Annotated in this window: 18 protein-coding genes; 7 read left to right on the top strand and 11 right to left on the bottom strand. The window is 60.6% G+C overall.

Going from position 1 to position 19,417, the window contains the following annotated elements; genetic code table 11:
• Positions 1-65: 65 nt before the first annotated feature.
• The 6 genes from FFM53_RS34980 to FFM53_RS34955 all read right to left on the bottom strand — a co-directional run bounded on the left by FFM53_RS34980 (position 66) and on the right by FFM53_RS34955 (position 7,053).
• Complete coding sequence (locus FFM53_RS34980) at positions 66-1,010, bottom strand: ABC transporter substrate-binding protein (protein ID WP_138390191.1); 945 nt, start codon at positions 1,008-1,010, stop codon at positions 66-68.
• A gap of 92 nt (positions 1,011-1,102) precedes the next feature.
• A complete protein-coding gene (locus tag FFM53_RS36885) occupies positions 1,103-2,878 on the bottom strand; it encodes an amino acid ABC transporter permease/ATP-binding protein (protein ID WP_138390190.1) in 1,776 nt (591 codons plus the stop codon).
• Between the two features lie 37 nt (positions 2,879-2,915).
• Positions 2,916-3,473 carry a GNAT family N-acetyltransferase gene (locus tag FFM53_RS34970; protein WP_138390189.1) on the bottom strand — a complete coding sequence of 186 codons (558 nt, stop codon included), beginning with the start codon at positions 3,471-3,473 and terminating at the stop codon, positions 2,916-2,918.
• Positions 3,470-4,669 (bottom strand): M20 aminoacylase family protein, encoded by a 1,200-nt coding sequence (locus FFM53_RS34965; protein WP_138390188.1) that lies wholly within the window; start codon positions 4,667-4,669, stop codon positions 3,470-3,472. Before FFM53_RS34965 ends, FFM53_RS34970 begins: the two co-directional genes overlap by 4 nt.
• Before the next feature lie 17 nt (positions 4,670-4,686).
• Positions 4,687-6,036 (bottom strand): LLM class flavin-dependent oxidoreductase, encoded by a 1,350-nt coding sequence (locus tag FFM53_RS34960; protein WP_138390187.1) that lies wholly within the window; start codon positions 6,034-6,036, stop codon positions 4,687-4,689.
• Positions 6,037-6,060: 24 nt separating this feature from the next.
• On the bottom strand, positions 6,061-7,053 hold the full coding sequence (locus FFM53_RS34955; protein WP_138390186.1) for an LLM class flavin-dependent oxidoreductase: 993 nt from the start codon (positions 7,051-7,053) through the stop codon (positions 6,061-6,063).
• 220 nt (positions 7,054-7,273) lie between these two features.
• Between FFM53_RS34955 and FFM53_RS34950 the strand changes: the two genes are divergently transcribed.
• Entirely contained in the window at positions 7,274-7,555 is a 282-nt protein-coding gene (locus FFM53_RS34950) for a type II toxin-antitoxin system Phd/YefM family antitoxin (protein ID WP_027667297.1), read from the top strand.
• Positions 7,555-7,881, top strand: coding sequence for a type II toxin-antitoxin system RelE/ParE family toxin (locus FFM53_RS34945; protein ID WP_027682968.1), 327 nt, complete (start codon positions 7,555-7,557; stop codon positions 7,879-7,881). Before FFM53_RS34950 ends, FFM53_RS34945 begins: the two co-directional genes overlap by 1 nt.
• 29 nt (positions 7,882-7,910) lie before the next feature.
• Here FFM53_RS34945 and repC read toward each other — a convergent pair whose 3' ends face one another.
• The 5 genes from repC to FFM53_RS34920 form a co-directional block, all read right to left on the bottom strand.
• Positions 7,911-9,191, bottom strand: a complete 1,281-nt coding sequence (repC, locus tag FFM53_RS34940) for a plasmid replication protein RepC (protein ID WP_138334558.1) — start codon at positions 9,189-9,191, stop codon at positions 7,911-7,913.
• A gap of 174 nt (positions 9,192-9,365) precedes the next feature.
• Positions 9,366-10,379: a plasmid partitioning protein RepB gene (gene repB, locus FFM53_RS34935; protein ID WP_138334557.1), complete on the bottom strand. Its 1,014-nt coding sequence runs from the start codon at positions 10,377-10,379 to the stop codon at positions 9,366-9,368.
• Positions 10,376-11,593, bottom strand: a complete 1,218-nt coding sequence (repA, locus tag FFM53_RS34930) for a plasmid partitioning protein RepA (protein ID WP_017958286.1) — start codon at positions 11,591-11,593, stop codon at positions 10,376-10,378. The genes repB and repA overlap by 4 nt, the downstream gene beginning before the upstream one ends.
• Positions 11,594-11,884: 291 nt before the next feature.
• On the bottom strand, positions 11,885-12,061 hold the full coding sequence (locus tag FFM53_RS34925; protein WP_173883716.1) for a hypothetical protein: 177 nt from the start codon (positions 12,059-12,061) through the stop codon (positions 11,885-11,887).
• A gap of 834 nt (positions 12,062-12,895) precedes the next feature.
• Positions 12,896-13,981 (bottom strand): ROK family protein, encoded by a 1,086-nt coding sequence (locus FFM53_RS34920; RefSeq protein WP_138334733.1) that lies wholly within the window; start codon positions 13,979-13,981, stop codon positions 12,896-12,898.
• Between the two features lie 124 nt (positions 13,982-14,105).
• Between FFM53_RS34920 and otsB the strand changes: the two genes are divergently transcribed.
• From otsB to FFM53_RS34895, 5 genes are all read left to right on the top strand, one after another.
• The gene (gene otsB, locus FFM53_RS34915) at positions 14,106-14,885 is read left to right on the top strand and encodes a trehalose-phosphatase (RefSeq protein ID WP_171600003.1); all 780 of its coding nucleotides are present in this window, start codon (positions 14,106-14,108) and stop codon (positions 14,883-14,885) included.
• A gap of 200 nt (positions 14,886-15,085) precedes the next feature.
• Complete coding sequence (locus tag FFM53_RS34910; protein ID WP_138390185.1) at positions 15,086-15,970, top strand: helix-turn-helix domain-containing protein; 885 nt, start codon at positions 15,086-15,088, stop codon at positions 15,968-15,970.
• Positions 15,971-16,191: 221 nt separating this feature from the next.
• Entirely contained in the window at positions 16,192-17,265 is a 1,074-nt protein-coding gene (locus FFM53_RS34905; RefSeq protein WP_173883715.1) for an ABC transporter substrate-binding protein, read from the top strand.
• 71 nt (positions 17,266-17,336) lie between these two features.
• A complete protein-coding gene (locus FFM53_RS34900) occupies positions 17,337-18,158 on the top strand; it encodes an ATP-binding cassette domain-containing protein (RefSeq protein ID WP_042954202.1) in 822 nt (273 codons plus the stop codon).
• Positions 18,155-19,414, top strand: a complete 1,260-nt coding sequence (locus tag FFM53_RS34895) for a sugar ABC transporter permease (RefSeq protein ID WP_138390183.1) — start codon at positions 18,155-18,157, stop codon at positions 19,412-19,414. The genes FFM53_RS34900 and FFM53_RS34895 overlap by 4 nt, the downstream gene beginning before the upstream one ends.
• The last annotated feature ends 3 nt before the right edge of the window (positions 19,415-19,417 follow it).

Here is a 19,417-nt window from a genome sequence, read left to right as displayed (position 1 = left end):
CTTCAATCTCCAAATTGTCAGGCAGGAATGGCCGGCAGCATTGCCGCCGGCCCAATAAGGATCGATCAGGAGCCGCTCTTCGGCAGGCCGGGCGGGTTGGTCTGGGCCTTGTCGATCGCCTCCGGACCGAGGTTCCACGTATCGAGGATCTTCCGGTAGGCACCGCTGGCGATCAGGTCGTTGACAACATCGGTCAAGGGAGCAGCCAGGCCGCTGCCTTTGCGTGTGGTGACGGCAATTTCCGCCGTGATCGGCCAACCGCCGCTGACGGTGCCGACAAGCTTGGTCTTGCCGTTGATCCCCGCCGAATAGGCCTGCGTCGCGTTCACGCTGAAGACGGTGTCTGCTCTGCCGGACTGAACGGCGAGATCCTTGACCGGGTCGTCGTCATAATATTGCACCTCGATTGGCTTCAGGCCGGCGGCGACGTTCTCACGATCCCATTCCAGCAGGATCTTCTCCTGGTTCGTGCCGGCATCGGTGATGACCTTCAGGCCGGCAATATCCTTCGGCTGCTTGATCGCCGTGATCGGGCTATCGGCCTTGACGTAGAAGCCCAACTCGTCCTTGCGGTAGGTCGAGAAATCGAACTTCTCCTTGCGTTCTTCGGTGACGGTTACGTTGGAGATCACCGCGTCGAATTTTCCGGAGGTCAGCCCCAACGGCCAATCGGCCCAGGCAACAGAAACCAATTCGAGCTTCAGCCCCAGGCTATCGGCAATGGCCTGCGCCAGATCGACGTCGTAACCGATGACCGTCTTGGAATCGGAGGCATAATCATGCAGCGGCAGATTGCCGCTCGAGCTGATGCCGACGGTGAAGACACCATTTTCGACGAACTTGAAGTCCTTGACTTCGGCAATGCGCTTCTCGTTCTTTTCCACTCGCAGCCGGTTCGGCTGCTCGGGGCTGAGATCGAACTTCTGCTGCGCCTGAGCGGAACCGAAACCGATCGCGGTAATAGTGACTGCTCCCGCTATCAGAAGCCTTGCCCTATCTGTAAATGTCATGCCCCTTCTCCGTTTCATCTTTAGGTTGTGGTTGTTATTGTTCGGCCGGAGCAGCCCGTCGCGGCCCGGCATTTCGCCAGCGCTATCAGGCGCTAGAGAACCTTGGCGAGGAATTCCCGCGTACGGGGATGTTCCGCTTGTGCGAAGATGCGGGCCGGCGGACCAGCCTCCAGGATGCGGCCGCTGTCCATGAAGACGACCGTGTCGGCGACTTCGCGGGCAAAACCGACCTCATGGGTAACGATGACGAGCGTCGTGCCGGTGCGGGCAAGTTCCTTGATGACATCGAGCACTTCGCCGACGAGCTCCGGATCGAGCGCCGAGGTCGGCTCGTCGAAGAGCAGCACCTTCGGGCGGAGCGCCAGTGCACGAGCGATCGCCACACGCTGTTGCTGGCCGCCGGAGAGCTGGCGCGGATAGGCGTTGATCTTGTCGCTGAGGCCGATGCGTGCCAGCAGCTCCTGCGCCAGCTGCACCGCTTCCTCGCGGCCGATGCCGCGAACCTGGATCGGTGCCTCGATGAGGTTTTCGAGCACGGTCAGATGCGGGAACAGATTGAAGCTCTGGAAGACCATGCCGATATCGGCGCGGCGTTTGAGGATATCCTTCTCCTTGAGCTCGTAGAGCGTGTCGCCCTTCCTGCTGTAGCCGACGAAATCGCCGTCGACCGAGATGAAACCCTCATCGACACGCTCCAGATGGTTGATGGCGCGCAGAAGCGTCGACTTGCCGGAGCCGGACGGACCGAGGATGGCGGTCACGCTGCCGGCGGGAAGGCTGAGCTCGACATCATCGAGCACTTTCAGCGAGCCGAAGCTTTTGGAGATTCCGTGGATGCGCACCGCGCCGCCTGCGGCCCGCAGCGTCGCCGCATCCCGGAAACCGATCTTGCGCACGGTGTCGGTCGCCGTATCGAGAACAGGCAGCGGACGGCGGAAACGCTCGAAAAATGCCTGGAAGGGCAACGGCGTCGGGTTGCGCACGGCTCCTTTGGAGAAGTAGCGTTCGATATAGCGCTGAGCGATCGACAGCACCGTCATGATGATCAGATACCAGACGGTCGCGACCATCAGCAGCGGAATGACTTCGAGATTGCGGCGGTAGATCACCTGGACCGTATAGAAGAGCTCCGGCAGCGCAAGCACGTAGACCATGGAGGTGCTCTTCGCCAGTCCGATGAGTTCGTTGAAGCCGGTCGGCAGGATCGAGCGCATGGCCTGCGGCAGCACGATGCGGAAGGCCTGGCGGCGGCGCGGCAGACCGAGTGCTGCGGCGGCCTCCAGCTGTCCGTGATCCACAGCGAGGATGCCGCCGCGCACGATCTCGGCGAAGAAGGCCGACTGGTTGAGCGTCAGGCCGAGAAAGGCGGCGGCAAAGGGCGTCAGCAACTGCACGGTGGGATAGTCGAGGAAGACGGTATTGGTGAAGGGAATACCGATCTTGATCGTCTCGTAGAGGTAGCCGAGATTGTTCAAGATCAGCAGCAGCACGATGACCGGGATCGAGCGCAGCAGCCAGATATAGCCCCAGGAAAGGCCAGAGAGCAGCGGCGACTTGGAAACGCGGGCGAGCGCCAGAGCCGTTCCGAGGATGGAACCGGATATGGCGGCAAGCACGGTCAAAAGCAGTGTCCTGCCGAGACCGACGAGCACCGGCTCGGCAAAGAACCATTCAGCAAAGACACCCCAACCCCAGCGCGGATTGGTGAAGATGGAATAGAGAACGGCGATGATGACGACCGCGGCAAAGATCGTGCCCGCCAGGCGACCCGGGTGACGCGCCGGCACGATGCGGTAACGGGAATAATCCTTCGATCCTGCCGTCCTGCTGCCGGGGTCGATGCCCACGAAATCCGTCGTCAGTGCCATTGTGCTTCCCTTTTATGATTGTCGGTCTTTGCCGTTTTCAGAAATTTGCACCGGCCACGCGCAGGCGCGGTTCGGCGTCTTCGTGAGCAGGCTCAGCGAGATGGGTGATGTCCTTCTCGAAGGGCAGGCTCTTGTAGATCTCGGGATCGGCGGAGGTGTCGAAGAGAGCGGTGTAGCCGTAGTTCAGATAGAGGCCGACGGCTTCGGGCTGGCGAAAGCCGGTCGTGAGGTAGATGCGGGAATAGCCTTGGCGCGCGGCCTGGGCCTCCAGTTCTACCAGCACGTTGCGGGCAAGGCCCTGCCGGCGCAGATCGGAGCGCGTCCAGATGCGTTTGAACTCGGCCGTGCGTTCGTCATAGTGCTTGAAGGCGCCGCCGCCGATGGTTTCGCCATCACGGACCAACAGGAGAAAATTGCCGTCAGGCGGCGCAAAGGCTTCGGGAGGATAACGGTTCAACTCGGCCGCAGCTCCTTCGGCATTGAAATAGTTGCCGTAGCGGCTGTCATACTCGTAGATCAACTCATCGATCAGCGGCTTAGCGCGCGGGTCGAGAGGGCTGGTATAGAGAAACGTATCGCTCATATCGTTCATCACCCGTTGTCATCAGTGAGGAAGGTTTCGGCGAGCCGCACCCAGTAGCGGGCGGCCGGCGCGATGATCGCGTCGTTGAAATTGTAGTGGGCGCTGTGAAGAGGCGCGCTGTCGCCATTCCCGACGAAGAGGTAGCTGCCGGGATTTGCCTGCAGCATGAAGGCAAAATCCTCGCTCGCTGTCCTCGGCCGGAAATCCTTCTCGATCGCCGCCGGGCCGAGTGCGCCGTGGGCGACATCGCGGGCGAAGGCGGTCTCGGCTGCATGGTTGACCAGCGCCGGAAAGCCGAGGCGGTAATTCACCTCCGCCTCGGCGCCGAAGCTTTCGGCCTGGGCACGGGCAAGGGCCGGAATGCGCTCTCGCAACAGCTGACGAACGGTCTCGCTGAAGGCCCGCATGGTCAGCTGCATCTCGACGCTCTCAGGGATGACGTTCGAGGCGGAGCCGGCATGGATCGAGCCGACGGTCGCGACCGCCATCTCCTGCGGATCGACATTGCGCGAGACGACGCTCTGCAGCGCAGTGATGAAGGAGGCCGAAGCCAGTACCGGATCGACGGTCCGGTGCGGTTCGGCGCCATGGCCGCCCTTGCCGATGATCTTGATGATCGCCTTGTCGACCGAAGCCATGGCCGGGCCGGCGACGAAGCCGAATTGGCCTGTCGGCACACCCGGCCAATTGTGCAGCCCGAACACCGCATCGACAGGAAAGCGCTCGAACAGGCCTTCCGAGATCATCTTGCGGGCGCCGGCGCCGATCTCCTCGGCGGGCTGGAAAATCAGCCGCAACGTACCGCTGAAATTGCCGCTTTCGGCAAGATAGCGGGCGGCGGCCAAGAGGATCGAGGTATGCCCGTCATGGCCGCAGGCATGCATGACGCCGGGATTGCTGCTGGCATAGGCAAGGCCGGTCGCCTCCTCGATCGGAAGCGCGTCCATGTCGGCGCGAATGCCGATCCGCTTTTTGCCCTCGCCGCGCCTGAGGGTGGCGACGATGCCGGTTCCGGCGATGCCCGTCGCCACCTCATAGCCCCAGGAGGAAAGGCGGGAGGCCACGAGCTTGCTGGTCCTGAGCTCCTGGAACGCAAGCTCCGGATATTGATGCAGATCGTGGCGAAGCGCGATGATCTCGTCGAGATAGGCAGCGATACCCTTCTCGACCGGATCGTTGCTGCGCGGGTTCTGAGCGATGATGTTCATGACGGTTCGTCGGCGCCTCAGGCGCCGACAGCCTTTCCGCGCTCGACCTGCTCCGCGCCCGCCGCATAGCGGCTTTCGCGGAAGGGCAGACCCAGATGGTCGCGCAACGTCTCGCCCTTCAGGGCCGGATCGAAATAGCCGCGCTCCGTGAGTATCGGCAGAACGTATGTGGAGAAATCGTCGAAGCCCTCGGCGATGACAGGGAAACCGAGGATGAAGCCGTCGGCAGCACCATGATCCACCCAGCGGATGATCTCGTCAGCGATATGACCGGCCGTGCCGATGAAGGCCGTGCGTGGCGTTGCCGAATCGAGCGCCACTTGCCGGAGCGTCAAGCCCTTCTCCCGCGCCGTCTTCTTGATGCGGTCGGTGGTGGCGCGGAAATTGTTCCTGCCGATATCGCCGAGCTCGGGGAACGGCTCGTCGAGCGGATAGACGCTGAAATCGTGATGATCGAAGAAGCGGCCGAGATAGAGCAGCGCCTCTTCTATGGTGACGAGGTTGCGGATCGCCTGATACTTGGCGTCCGCCTCTTCCTGCGTCGCACCGACGATCGGTCCGATACCCGGATAAATACCGACTTCCGCGGCACTGCGGCCATGGGCAATCACGCTGTCCTTGAGCTGGTGGTAGAAGGCCTGCGCCTCCTCGAACGGGCCGCCATTGGTAAAGACCGCGTCGGCATGCTTGCCGGCGAGCCGAATGCCGGAATCCGAGGCCCCCGCCTGGAAAACGACGGGTTGGCCCTGCTTGGAACGGCCGATGTTGAGCGGCCCCTCGACGCGGAAGAAGCGGCCCTTATGGTTGAGGCGATGCATCTTCGTCTTATCGACAAAGACGCCGGTCTCACGGTTGCGGACGAAGGCGTCGTCGTCCCAGGAATCCCACAGGCCCTTGATCGCATCGATATAGTCCTCGGCAATCTCGTAGCGCAGCTCGTGTTCGGGATGTTCGCGGCTGTAATTCCGCCCCGAGCCTTCGAGCGGCGAGGTCACCGCATTCCACCCTGCCCGGCCGCCGCTGATGAGATCGATCGAGGCGAACTGGCGGGCGATGGTGAAGGGATCGCTGTAAGAGGTCGAGACCGTGCCGACGAGGCCGATCTTCGAGGTCGAGGCGGCGAGCGCCGAGAGAATGGCAATCGGCTCAAAGCGGTTGAGGAAATGCGGGATCGACTGCTCGTTGATGTAGAGCCCGTCGGCGACGAAGGCGAAAGCGATGCCCGCCGCCTCGGCCTTGCGTGCTGTCTTGACGAAGAAGTCGAAATTGACGCTTGCATCGGCCGGTCCGCTTGGATGCTTCCAGGCGTTCATGTGACCGCCGGGACCCTGCAGCATGATACCGAACGTGACGTGTTTCTGAGCCATGGGATCAATCCTTTTTGGAAACGGTCATGCGACGAGGGAAAGCCGCTCTTTGGCGAGCAGCTCGATGGAAGCCAGGCGCTCGGCAACCGAAAGTGCCGGCGTGTCGAGCACGAACTCCTTGACCCCGTAGCGGCGGTGAAGTTCGTCCAGTTCCTTGCGGATCTGCTCCGCCGTGCCATGCAGCACGCTCGGCACCTTTTCCTCGATGCGGTAATCGGTGACGCCGGCCTGGCGGGCAAATTCGGCCGCCTGCTCCTCGCTGCCGACATTGACGGTCTGGCCGTTCGGCAGGAACACCTTGACGATGCGCAACTTGCCGACGCGCTCGCGGGCATAGTCCTCGCTTTCGGCGGCAAAGGCTGCGAGCGCCAGGATCGGGCGCTTGCCGCCGGATGCCCGCTCATAAGCCTCAAAGGTTCTGCGCAGATTGTCAGGATCGCCGTTCAAATGACCGGCGAAAACGAGCTCCCAGCCCTTCTCGGCAGCGAGCTCGGCGCTTTCGAGGCTGGCGCCAAGCAGGAAACGTTCGGGAGCAGTCGGCGGGAAAGGCGTCGCTTGCGCGCCGTCGTAATTCGGGTCGGCGGCGAGATAGATGTTGAGATCGGAAAGCTGGCTCGCGAAATCCGGCTTCCTGGCCGGATCGACGGCAAGCTGCAGGGCGCGCGTCGAGAGCGGAAATCCACCCGGTGCCTTGCCGACACCGAGATCGACGCGGCCGGGCGCAAGCGATGCCAGAAGATTGAAGGTCTCGGCAACCTTATAGGCGCTGTAGTGCTGCAGCATGACGCCGCCGGAGCCGATGCGAATCCTCGAGGTCCTGGCGAGAAGGTAGGCTATCAGCGCCTCCGGCGCGGAGCTCGCCAGATTGGACATGTTATGATGTTCGGCAACCCAGAAACGGTGATAACCGAGTTCCTCGGCCCGGGCGGCAATCTTTACCGTCGCCCGCAGCGCGTCCGCCGCGGTGAGACCCTGTTCGATCGGGCTTTTGTCGAGAAGGCTGAGGAGATAGGTCATGACGCCACGATCCGATCCTTGGTTGCAAAGTTTAATCTATAAAATCAGTAGACAAACTTCATTATAAGAAATGACATTCTCTTTCGAACACGCGGAGTGAAAAAAGCGGCCGCACCCAAGATGGAAAATCGTCTGCCGGGACTGTGCGCCACCGGCATCGAAAGGCTTCTTTCAATCGACCACTTGATGGTCTATATTCTGGTCGAAAGGGAGTAACCGCATGAAGCTGTCAGAACAGGTCAAGCCGATCAGCTACCTCAAGGCGCATGCGCCGGAGATCATCCGGACGCTGAAGGATAACCCGCAGCCGGTCGTCATTACGCTTCACGGAGAGGCGAAAGCCATCCTTCAGGACGTCGGCCAATATGAAGAAACACAGGAGACACTGGCGCTCCTGAAGGTGCTGGCGCTCACCAACCGGCAAGTCGAGGAGGGCAAACTGCGCCCCGCTGCGGAATCCTTCGCACGCATCCGCAAACGTCTCGCGGACAGCCGATCCTGATGCCATATCGTGTTCTTTTCGCTGAGGACGCGGAACGCGACATTGAGGATCTGTATCGCTTCATCGCTAGCCGCGACGGCGCCGAGACGGCAGAGCGCATCCTCACGGAAATCGAGAGTGCCTGCGCCGAGCTTGAAGAATTCCCCGCCCGCGGAAATATTCCGAAGGAGTTGGCGGGTATCGGAATTTCTGAATATCGGGAACTGCACCATAAGCCGTGGCGCATGATCTATCGGATCCTGGGCACGGATGTCGTCGTCTACTGCGTGGTAGACGGACGTCGCGACATGCAGAGTTTTCTGGAGCGAAGGCTTATCCGCGCTTAGCCATACGCTGCCCACAGGAAGGTTGAACACTATCCAACCTTCCGCCCGGCCGGCGCATTTGCCCGCAGAAGTGCCATCAGCATCGGGCCGATCGCGAATTCGCCCTTTTCGCTTCGCCGCGTCAGCCCACGAAGATAGCCACCGGCCGAATTGATGTGGCCGCCACGCTCCAGGATGCATGCCATCACCGTCGCGGCGTTTTCCGGACCCATCACATTGGCCGCATTCTCATAGGCCGACGGACTGACGCCCAGCATCGATCGAACGATGACGGCTGCGGCCATCAGATCGCGCCAGTTGCGGATTACGCCATCCGGCCCATAGGCAAGAATTTCCGGGCAGGCCTGCAGAACCAATCCGAGCGGGAAGGATTTCAGTCCGCTACCATCATTGCGGACCTCCGGCCGTCGACTTTGCTCTTCCTCACCCCTCCCCTTCTCTGGCGTCACGGCCCCTCGGTCATTGTCTTGCTCAGCTATCGCGCCCTGCTTCGTTTCGAAGCTTGGTTCAAGTTCAGAGATGGATTCGGGATTTGAATTCTGTATGTGACGCTCGATATAAACGGCATTGCCGCGCTGTTCTGTTGATTTAACCCGAATTTCCAGCCGGTTAAGAATATCTGCGCGCAGGGCCTTCAATTCATCCAGCAACAGTTCAAGCTGCGCTGTCGTCGGCGATCGCGGCAGGCCTTCGATCAGGTCCCGGAATTCGCGGTATAGGCCTTGCCAATCCCCAGAGATCTCTTCTTCGACGGCCGCTTCGATCAGTTTGGCAATGTCACGGCGGCAAAGGGTGATGCGTTCACGCAGACGCTGGACATGCAGCCGCTCAGCCATCACCTCGGCCGCGAGCTGTTCGATCTCCTCGGCACGGGCAAGCAGCGGCGCCAGCGAGAAGCCGAACGCCTCGTCGACCTCCCCTGCCCTGTCCCTGCGGACGTAACGCTTGCCGTTGGGGCTATCCTTGCGCAGCAGAAGACCTGCCTCGACGAGCGCGGCAAGATGGCGCCGGACGGTCTGTTCGGCCATGCCATGCGTTCTGAGCGAAAGCTGGATATTAGACGGGAATACGATCAAGCCGTTTTCCTGGGCCAGCTCATTCTTCGGATAAAAGCTCAAAAGCGCGTTGAGCACGGCAAGCGCCCGATCGCCGATGCCAAGCAGCGGCTTTGCTTCGCACAGCGCGCGAAACAATTTCCACTTATCGACCGACTGATCCGGTTTGATCTCCCCGGCCATGACCTGGTTTGCGAGCATGCCAAGCGTCATCGACCGCCGCCCGAAGGGCGTCGTCACACTTCCGGTTTCCATATCTTCCACCTCAACAAGGCAAAAGAAATCCGCTCGCCAAAACGGCGCCAAAAACTCTTGACAGCGATTCTCGGAAGTGCGATTCTCGGAGGTGTTCAAGACTACGAGGAAAGCTTCCGTGACGGTGACGTTCGGGGGCTTTTTTCTTTTGCGCGTTATCTCCTATCCGGATTGTCAGCTGACAACCGGTCTAACTGCCTCATTTTCCCTCATTTCCTCTTCGAACTCGGCGGCGAGGCCTATCAACCGCTGAGCCAGGAATTCCGAAAACGCCGCCGATTTGACGGTGATGCGAAAGGTTTTGCCGGAGCGGGCCACCAAAGCAAGCGGCGCCCCCCCTTGGGTCCGGAGCGTCTGCTCGGCCCGCTGCGGTGCGCTCTTCTCCTCCAGTGCCTTCCAGATGACATCGAAGCGGCTGTTGGTCTCCAACGTCCCGAAACCAGCGGCACTGATGGCGGCCTGCGCCTTTTTCTGCCCGCCCGTCTCCCTGAATTTCTCCGCAAATGCCAACCAGCGCGGGCGGCCGACCTTGGGGGCCGGCCCGATGGCAAGAATGATCTCGGGATCAATCGTCTGAGCCACCTGCAGCAGCCTTGACGTTTCCGGCTTGTCTGTCGCCAGCGCCTTGGCAATCATGTCGCGGCTGAAGCCATGTTCATCCATGCGGCGTGCAAACAGGGCCCGCTCGATAAAGCTCAAGTCGACACGGGGGCCGTTCTCCTGACCCTGCGCGAGGATCAACTCTTCATCTGTGAGCTTCCGCACGACGGCCTTAACAGGAACCCCGATCTCTGCGGCCGCCCGCAGGCGTCTGTGGCCATAGGCGGCTTGGTAGTGCCCGGCCCTTGCCGGGTCCGGCCGCACCAGGATCGGAACCTGCTGTCCGCTTTCCTGGATGGACTGCTTCAATCGCTCGAACTCGGCATCCTTGTCGACCGGGATACGGTCGCGGATGAAGGACATTTCGACGGCAGCCGGATCGATCTCCAGCACCTTGTCACCGGAAGCCAGCGATTCGCGCAGCGCCTTGGCGGCGGCTGCTTCCTCTCCCAGCCGTCCAAGCGACAGGTTCATCGCCTTGACCGCTCCCGATGGCCGATGCGGTTGTTGCACGCTCGGCACCTCCGGCCGTGTTGGCTCGACGGCACCGACCATGCTCTTCAGGATGTCGCGTCCTTTTGGGCTCATGTCCTGCTCCATGCGCTGCGAATGAGTTGCTCGACCTCGGCATTGACGCTGTCGACGGATTCCACCCCGCGGTCATAGGTCTGGCGATGCATCGTCTCGCGTCCCGCCTCGTAGATTGTCTGCTTGGACAGGCCCGCATCCGAGACCGCTGTCGACTTGACCATCATCGAGGTCAGCACGCGCTCGCCGAACAGACTGCGCAGGAAGGCGACGATCTGCGCCTGCGGTCCATCATTGGCCTCATAGCGGGTGATCAGATAACGCATCCAGTCATAATCGAGATTGCCGCCTGCCTGCTTGACCACGGCCAGAAGGTCGGAGGTCATCGTCAGGAACTGGTTCATCGACGCGACGTCGAGCATCTGCGGATGGACGGTGATGAGGACGGACGTTGCCGCGCAGAGAGCAGACAGTGTCAGGAAGCCGAGGGTCGGCGGGCAATCGATGATGACGACGTCGTAGCTCTGCTCCAGCGAATGCAGCGCATTGCCGACCCGCATGAAGAACATGTCCTTGTCGTCGCGGTTGGTGTCGGCGAGTGCCTTTGGAGTATCGTGTTCGAACTCGTGCAGTTCGAGATTGCCGGGAATGAGATCGAGCCCCGGAAAATAAGTCTGGCGGACGATGTCGGCTACGTCGCGTCGCGTTTCGTCATATTTGATGGCACCGTAAAGCGTCTCGTTTTCGCCGACGTCGAATTCGGGCTGATATCCGAGCATCGCCGACATCGAGGCCTGCGGATCGAGGTCGACGGCGAGCACGCGGTAGCCGCGAAGAGCCAGGAACTGCGCCAGGTGGATTGATGTCGTCGTCTTGCCGGAGCCGCCTTTAAAATTGGTGACGGCAATCACCTGGAGATGGTCACCCGGCCGGCGCATCGGCAGATAGGAGGGTTTGGTGCGCCCAAGATGGTGGCGCATTGCATGAATTTCCTCAAGCGAGAACACCCGTCGACCGGCCGCCGTCTTTTCCGGATTGATGCTTTCCACCTGGGCGGCGAGGTGACGAACATAGCTGTCGGTAACGCCGAGCAGCTTGGCAGTCTCGGTGCTGCTGAACCGCCGTAGCGATTTGCGGGCATCGGGCGAAAACAACCGCTCGAACAGCACTTGCAATTGGCTGCTGAGCATCGTCGAGTCCTGCGCGATCGTCTCGTCGATCGATACTCGACTCGCTCTCTTGGCTTTCTCAACAATCGCGGCCTTGGTCGGCATTCACGCAAATCCTGATAAATCGGGTCATTTTGCGCAAATGATCGTGAGTCTGCCGATTCCGTCAAGCGATTTCTTGGTTAGCCAATGGATAACAAACTGGATTCGATGAAAAAATCACGTGGAATTCCGGAATCTTAGCTCAATTGTCAGCTGACAATGCCGCCGTGTCCGCATCCATCGACGGCCACCCTCAGCGCATCTCAGCATATTTCAATACGGCAGAACTCCATTACCGACTCACTGGAGGACAACATCCGCCGCTTGGGCATGCCGGATCAGGCAATCCGTTTCTCATTTATAGGCAGACGAACGGCACAGATTTTCCGCTTCCAGCCCGCGGACGGATTCGCTGCCGGAGGCCTTGTCTTTTGCGTCTTGGGTTTCGGCAACGCGGCGTGGCTGAGCAAGGCCGAGCATTTGTTCGAGACGGCCGGCATTGAGCGGAGCGCTTATTCCCTTGAAGTTCATCATCCATCTTTCGTCTGCGCATCGATTGCGTGAAGCCGTAGAGATAAGCGCAATTTGAACCTGCCGAGAACCGCCCGTCGGCGTTATCACCATCTTTTCCGATGCGACGCGGGAAAGGGGAGGGGAGACCTCCATCTGCAAGCGCCGCTCTGAAATGCGCCTTCGGCAGCGACGCTCGCCGTCTCGGATCGCTTCCGCGCGCGGGGACCGAAGAGTGGCGCGCAGAAGCGGCCTGCCATGAAGGGGCCTATCTTGCCGGCACCGGCGAACCGGGCTGTCTCGGATCATGCGGCATCGCAGAATTCCGAGACTCCGATGTGGGTCTTACTATAGGGGCGCGTTGCTGCTGCGGACCATCGGGGGAGGGGAGCTGCAGCCGGAATTTTCATGCCGATCAAAGTCGGTGGAATGCAGAGGGGCGGCTGGCGTCAAGGGGTTGCGGTTCGCTTGTCCGGAGATCCGATAATCGCCAGGCCAGGTCGATGGCACCAGTCTAATCACATGCCGCAGTTGAGCGCGAATAAGGTTGCCTACATCCCGGGGCGTCCTTAACCGCGACGATGAGAACAGCGCATGCTAGGCGAATCAGGTTTCGGCGGGTATCATCGACAGTGCTGGTAACGATCGTGCGTTCGCAGACATTGTTGCCAGCCCGATCGACCAGATCTCACCTCCATGTTTCGCAAAGCGGCCATCTTTCCTAGCGGAACCTATTGGCGAGTTCGCTTCCGTCTACGGAATTCCTTCTTGTTTACCTGCTATTTACCATAATGCGGCACGGCGGCGGCCGAGCCCGCGTTCCTGCCTGCAGAGTTGCACGAGGCAGGCATTCCACTATCGCGCCTTCGTTGCCTCGCGATTCGTAAAATGCGCATTGCCCAACCCCGTGCCGATGGTCAGCACTGCCCATCTCGACACGTCGTTCATAAAAGGGATCTGCGACAATCCCTGCACGACGGCGTCGTTGTGCATCATCACGAATGTGCTGTCGTCACCGATCTCCGGAATGGCCTTCATCAGTGCGGCGGGAAGGTTGAAGCTGTCGCTCTCCCAGTTTCCGCCCGGCAGGTTCTGTCCGCCGCGTTCGATGGAGCCATCGGCTTTGATGATGCCGGGGCATGCGATCCCGATGATGGGTGCCGGCTTGAGATTGGCCTTCTCGGCCTTGCCGATCAGATCCCGCAACATCGCGGCCAACTTCTCGATGGTCGCAGTCCGGCTTGGCTCATCGTCGGCATGACGCCAGATGGCGGATTCCCAGACGCTTGCATCCGCAAAATTCGGCACATCGTCCTTTCCGAATTGAACGACGCCGGCGCGAACGTTCGTGCCGCCGATATCGACGGCCAGGATCGCCTCGTGACCTTTGAACATCCAGCGCGGCATCAGGTGGACCGCGCCGATCAGCCCGGCCTCATCGGGGTGGTGAACGATCGGCACGACTTCGACGTCGACGCCGGCCGCTTTGAGAATGACCATGGTCCTGGCGATCGCCAATTCGCCAAAGTGGCTCCGACGGAAGCCGCCGCCAACGACGATACGTTCTGTCTTTCCCCAGCGTTTGTCCTTCAGAAACTTTCCGATCACATCGGCAAAGTCTTGCGCAAAATCCTCGACTGCCCCCATGACCAACGCCGCCGCCTCCAAATCATCGCCCTTCAAAATAGCATCGATTTTTTTCTTGGAGAGTTTCTCCGTCGCGGTCTTGCCGATTGGGTCGTCTCCGACCTTGCGGATGCGTTTTCTCCAATCGTCGAGCTTCTGTTGGAACGTCTTTTTGTTTGCGTTGTCGCCAACGAAACCATCCTTGTCACGCAGTTCGTTGTTGTAGTCGTCGATCGTCACCAATGGCAGGTTTAGAGCGCCATGTGCCAGCGGGGCATTGACCTCATCACGGGGATCGGAACTGCTTTTGGCCATCAATGTACCTTCTACGGCGCGAGTGCTCGAACGGGCGGCGAGATACAACGCGGACTAGCCTCTGGATGTTCCGGAGTCTGAAAAGCCACCTTGTCCTTGTCGGCCGGCGACCTAGGTTCCATGGTTGCAGAGTTTGGAGAATGCCGTGCAGGACGACGACGCTACTCAGGAAATGCTTTCACTGGTCTTGGAAGAGCCGGATCACTGGGCGATGTTTCTCGATATCGACGGGACGCTGCTCAATCTTGCGCCCACGCCGGATGCGATCGAGGTCCCAGAGGCGCTTCCCGGACAACTTCATCGCCTGTCGAACAAGCTCGGCGGTGCCCTGGCGCTGGTCACAGGACGATCACTTGCCTATGCAGACGAGCTGTTCAAGCCCTTTGCATTTCCGACAGCAGGCCTGCACGGCGCGGAAATCAGGAACGCCGCTGGAATGCAGACGATCGAGGCGACACCTGAATTTCAGGCGCTGAAGCATGCGCTAACCGCGGAAGCCGAGCACTATCCTGGAGTCTTGATCGAGGATAAAGGTGCGGCCGTTGCCGCCCATTACCGGCTCGCGCCCGAGTATGAAAAGGTGCTCGAAGACCGCATGCACTACTATGCGGAGCTCGCCGGGCCGAACTGGGCATTGCAGCTCGGCAAGATGGTATTCGAACTGCGTCCGGCACGGTCGAGCAAGGGCGATGCGCTGGAGCGGTTTTTCCAGTCCGACCCGTTCAAGAACCGCTCCCCGATTACCATCGGCGATGATCTGACCGACGAGTCGATGTTTGCGGTCGCCAATGCCCGCGGCGGCGTTTCCGTCCGTGTCGGTGCGATCGGCTCCCCGAGCTGCGCCACGAGCCGGCTGTCCTCCTCTGCGCTGGTTAGAAACGTCATTGCCGCCTTGGCCGCCTGAGGAACGCTCTTGAACGATGTGCAATGCGGATTGCTGTCGTCTTTACGCCGGCTGCGCAGCGTCAATTGTCAAAAAAGTATCGGTTTTAGCCGGGAATCGTGGTGGCGGGCGTGACAAGAGCCCACTACACTCCCTTCAACAATAAAGCCAAAAAGGGAATTTGGCTGGCGGGCCTGGAACCGTCCTCGGAGGAGGAGACAATGGAACCTGACTTGGAAGTCATTCAGATCAGGCCGGGCGAATCTTTCGCGACGAAGGCGCACGGTTATCCATACCATACGGTTCGCTGGCATTTTCACCCGGAATACGAACTTCATCTCGTCGTGGCGACGACAGGACGGTATTTCGTCGGCGACTTCATCGGCGAATTCGAGCCTGGTAATCTCGTTCTTGCTGGTCCCAATCTTCCCCACAACTGGATCAGCGATGTCCCGAAGGGCTCAAGCATTCCGCTTCGATGCCAGCTCATCCAGTTCAGCGAGGGCTTCATCAGCGATACGATGAAGGTGCTGGCCGAACTCGGCCCCTTCGAACCTGTTCTCGAAGCCTCCCGCCGCGGTGTGCTCTTCGGCGCCGATACCAGCCGGCAGGTTGCTCCTTTGATGAATGAGGTGCAGCAGGCCCACGGTGTGCGCCGCATCGAGCTCTTCATGATGATCATCGGCCTGCTCAGTCGGGCGCACGATGCCCAGTTCCTTGCCAGTCCGAGCTATCTGCCCGATCCGTCGGGCTACATGTCGGCCGGCATCAACAAGGCGCTCGCCTATATCAGAGAGAACCTGACAAAATCCTTCGACGAAGCCGATCTCGCGGCGATCGCCGAACAGTCGACCGGCGCCTTTTCGCGCGCATTCCGCCGTCATACCGGCATGTCGCTGGTACAGTATGTGAAACGCCTGCGCATCAATCTCGCCTGCCAGATCCTGATGAGCGATGAGCACGCATCGATCATCGATATCTGCTTCGAGGTCGGCTTCAACAATCTGTCCAACTTCAACCGGCAGTTTCTCGCGGAAAAAGGCATGACGCCTTCCCGTTTCCGACGGTTGTTGGGTGACAATATCAACGTGGCAAAGGCGGCCTAGAGGAGCCGAACGAGCACGATCCAAGGGACGAGGGAGGACAAGGAGGAGGAACAAAAACTGACACTGACTTGAACGCGGGCACGCGATGAGCGGCTCGCGATCGGAGATGCTTGTCCTCAAAAACGCCAAACCGTCGGGACAAGCGCGACCGTTCCTTCAGCCGAACGGCCACAGCAGAACAGTGCAATCACGAATCTACACAATTTTTTCAATGGGAGGAGATGGAAATGATGAAATTCTCAACAAAGGCGGTAGGCGCCGCGGTATTTGTCCTGTCCTTGTTGGGCGGTACTTCCGCCTTTGCGCAAACGGCCGTTGCGGATGCGACAGTGGCATTCCTCATGCCCGACCAGGGCTCGACCCGCTACGAAGAGCACGACCATCCGGGCTTTGTCGCGGAAATGAAGAAGCTTTGCGCGTCGTGCAAGGTTCTCTATCAGAACGCCGATGCCGATATCGCCAAACAGCAGCAACAGTTCAATTCGGCGATCACGCAAGGCGCCAAGGTCATCGTGCTGGACCCGGTGGATTCGGCGGCCGCCGCATCGCTCGTCCAGCTTGCACAGAGCCAGGGTGTCAAGGTCATTGCCTATGACCGTCCTATCCCGAAGGGCAAGGCCGATTTCTATGTCTCCTTCGACAACAAGGCGATCGGCAAGGCGATTGCGGAATCGCTTGTCCAGCATCTGAAGGCGCAGAAGGTGCCGACCGATGGCGGCGGCATTCTGCAGATCAACGGTTCACCGACCGATGCGGCTGCCGGGCTGATCAAGGACGGCATTCACGAGGGTCTGGCGAACGGCGGATACAAGACGCTTGCCGAATTCGACACACCGAACTGGCAGCCCGCGAACGCCCAGCAATGGGCGGGCGGCCAGATCACCCGCTTCGGCGAGCAGATCGTCGGCGTGGTCGCCGCCAATGATGGCACCGGTGGTGGCGCCATCGCAGCCTTCAAGGCAGCGGGTGTCGATCCCGTGCCGCCGGTGACCGGCAATGATGCGACGATCGCTGCACTGCAGCTGATCATCGCGGGGGATCAGTACAATACGATTTCCAAGCCGAGCGAAATCGTCGCCGCTGCCGCTGCCGACGTCGCGGTGAAGCTCCTGGCCGGAGAAACACCGAAGGCCGAAATGACGCTCTACGACACACCGGCGCAGCTTTTCGTCCCTGCCGTCGTCACTGCCGAAAACCTCAAGGCCGAGATCATCGACAAGAAGATCAACACCGCCGAGGAGTTGTGCACCGGCCGCTATGCCGACGGCTGCAAGAAGCTCGGCATCACCAAGTAATCGAGCCAAGAGAAAGCGCGGCTGGGCCACCGGCCGCGCTTCCGATTTTCGCTTTTTCGAAAGGCCAGGCAATGTCTGAAACCTCTCATATTCCTGACCCTTCCCGTCAGCCTGTCCTCAGCCTGCGCGGAATATCGAAGAACTTCGGGGCGGTGTCGGCGCTCACCGATATCGAACTGGATGTGCATGCCGGTGAGGTCGTGGCGCTCGTGGGCGACAACGGCGCCGGCAAATCGACGCTGGTCAAGATCCTGGCCGGCGTGCACCAGCCAAGCTCGGGCACGATCCTGTTCGAGGGCAAGCCGGTGAACCTGCCGAGCCCAAGTGCTGCTCTCGGGCTCGGCATTGCAACGGTGTTCCAGGATTTGGCACTTTGCGAAAATCTCGACGTCGTCGCCAATATCTTTCTCGGCAAAGAGCTCAGTCCCTATCAGCTCGATGAGGTCGCCATGGAGATCCGCGCCTGGCAGCTTTTGAACGAGCTTTCGGCCCGCATTCCAAGTGTGCGCGAGCCCGTCGCCTCACTGTCCGGCGGACAGCGCCAGACGGTAGCGATCGCCCGATCGCTGCTGCTCGAGCCGAAACTGATCATGCTCGATGAGCCCACAGCAGCGCTTGGCGTTGCTCAGACTGCCGAAGTGCTTGACCTCATCGAGCGTGTGCGGGAACGCGGCCTCGCTGTCATCATGATCAGCCACAATATGGAGGATGTGCGCGCCGTTGCCGATCGCATTGTCGTCCTTCGCCTCGGCCGCAACAATGGCACCATGCTGCCCGACGCGTCCAACGAGCAGCTCGTCAGCGCCATCACCGGTGCATCCAACAATTCCGTCTCCCGCCGTGCGTCGCGCCGCCAGGCGCAAAGCCAACCGAACGAGGAGGGAAGGCCATGATGAAGACTATCGAGAATGATCCGGCGGCACCGGCGCTGCTCGACCGGCGTGACGAGAGAGTACGCCATGACGATAGTTTCGGCGGCTCGATCCAGGCCTTTTGGGATCGCATCCGCTCCGGCGATCTCGGTTCGCTGCCGGTCATTGTCGGCCTGGCGATCATCTGGACGGTGTTCCAGGCACTCAATCCGGTGTTTCTCTCCAGCAGCAACGTCGTCAACATGCTGTTCGACTGCTCGACGGTCGGTGTCATCTCGCTGGGTATCGTCTGTATCCTGATGGTGGGTGAGATCGACCTATCCGTCGGCTCCGTCAGCGGCTTCGCCTCGGCATTGGTCGGCGTCTTCTGGGTCAACCAGGGTTGGCCAGTGGTCCTGGCAGTCCTCGCCGCAATGATTGTCGGCGCACTGATCGGCTCGCTCTACGCGTTTGTCTTCAACCGCTTCGGCATGCCGAGTTTCGTGTCGACGCTGTCGGGGTTGCTCGCGGTTCTCGGCCTGCAGCTCTATATCCTCGGAGCGACCGGTTCGATCAATCTTCCCTATGGTTCCTGGCTCGTGAGTTTCGGCCAGATCATGGTCATGCCGGACCCGGTCGCCTATCTGCTGGTGGCGCTCGCCGGCATTGCCTTTTTCTTCGCCAGCTACCGCACCTCGGCGCGCCGGCGGGCGGCAGGCCTGTCGGCGAAATCGGCCCGTGGGCTGCTTCTGCGCGCCGTCATCATCACACTCGCCCTGGAGGCTGTCGCGTTCTATCTCAACCAGTCGCGCGGCATTCCGTGGATGTTCGGCCTTTTCGTCGGGCTCACCGCCGCCATGAATTATGCGCTGACGCGCACCAAATGGGGACGCTCCATGCATGCCGTCGGCGGCAACAGGGAAGCAGCGCGCCGCTCGGGCATCAACGTCTCGCGCATCTATACGAGCGCCTTCGTCATGTGCGCTCTGCTTGCGGCAACCGGCGGCGTTCTCTCCGCCGCACGGCTGGCGACGGCAAGTCAGCAGGCCGGCACGGGCGACGTCAATCTCAACGCCATCGCCGCAGCAGTCATCGGCGGCACGAGCCTGTTCGGCGGGCGCGGCAGCGCCTATTCAGCCCTTCTCGGCATCATCGTCATCCAGTCGATCGCCAGCGGGCTGACGCTTCTCGATCTGTCGTCATCGCTTCGATACATGATCACCGGCGCTGTCCTTGCCGTCGCCGTCATCGTCGACTCGCTGGCACGCCGATCGCGAATCTCGCACGGCCGGGCCTAAAGC

The organism is Rhizobium indicum (assembly GCF_005862305.2).
Taxonomy (GTDB): domain Bacteria; phylum Pseudomonadota; class Alphaproteobacteria; order Rhizobiales; family Rhizobiaceae; genus Rhizobium; species Rhizobium indicum.
The sequence above is the reverse complement of the archived record's forward strand: the minus strand, read 5'-3'. Positions and strand labels throughout refer to the sequence as shown.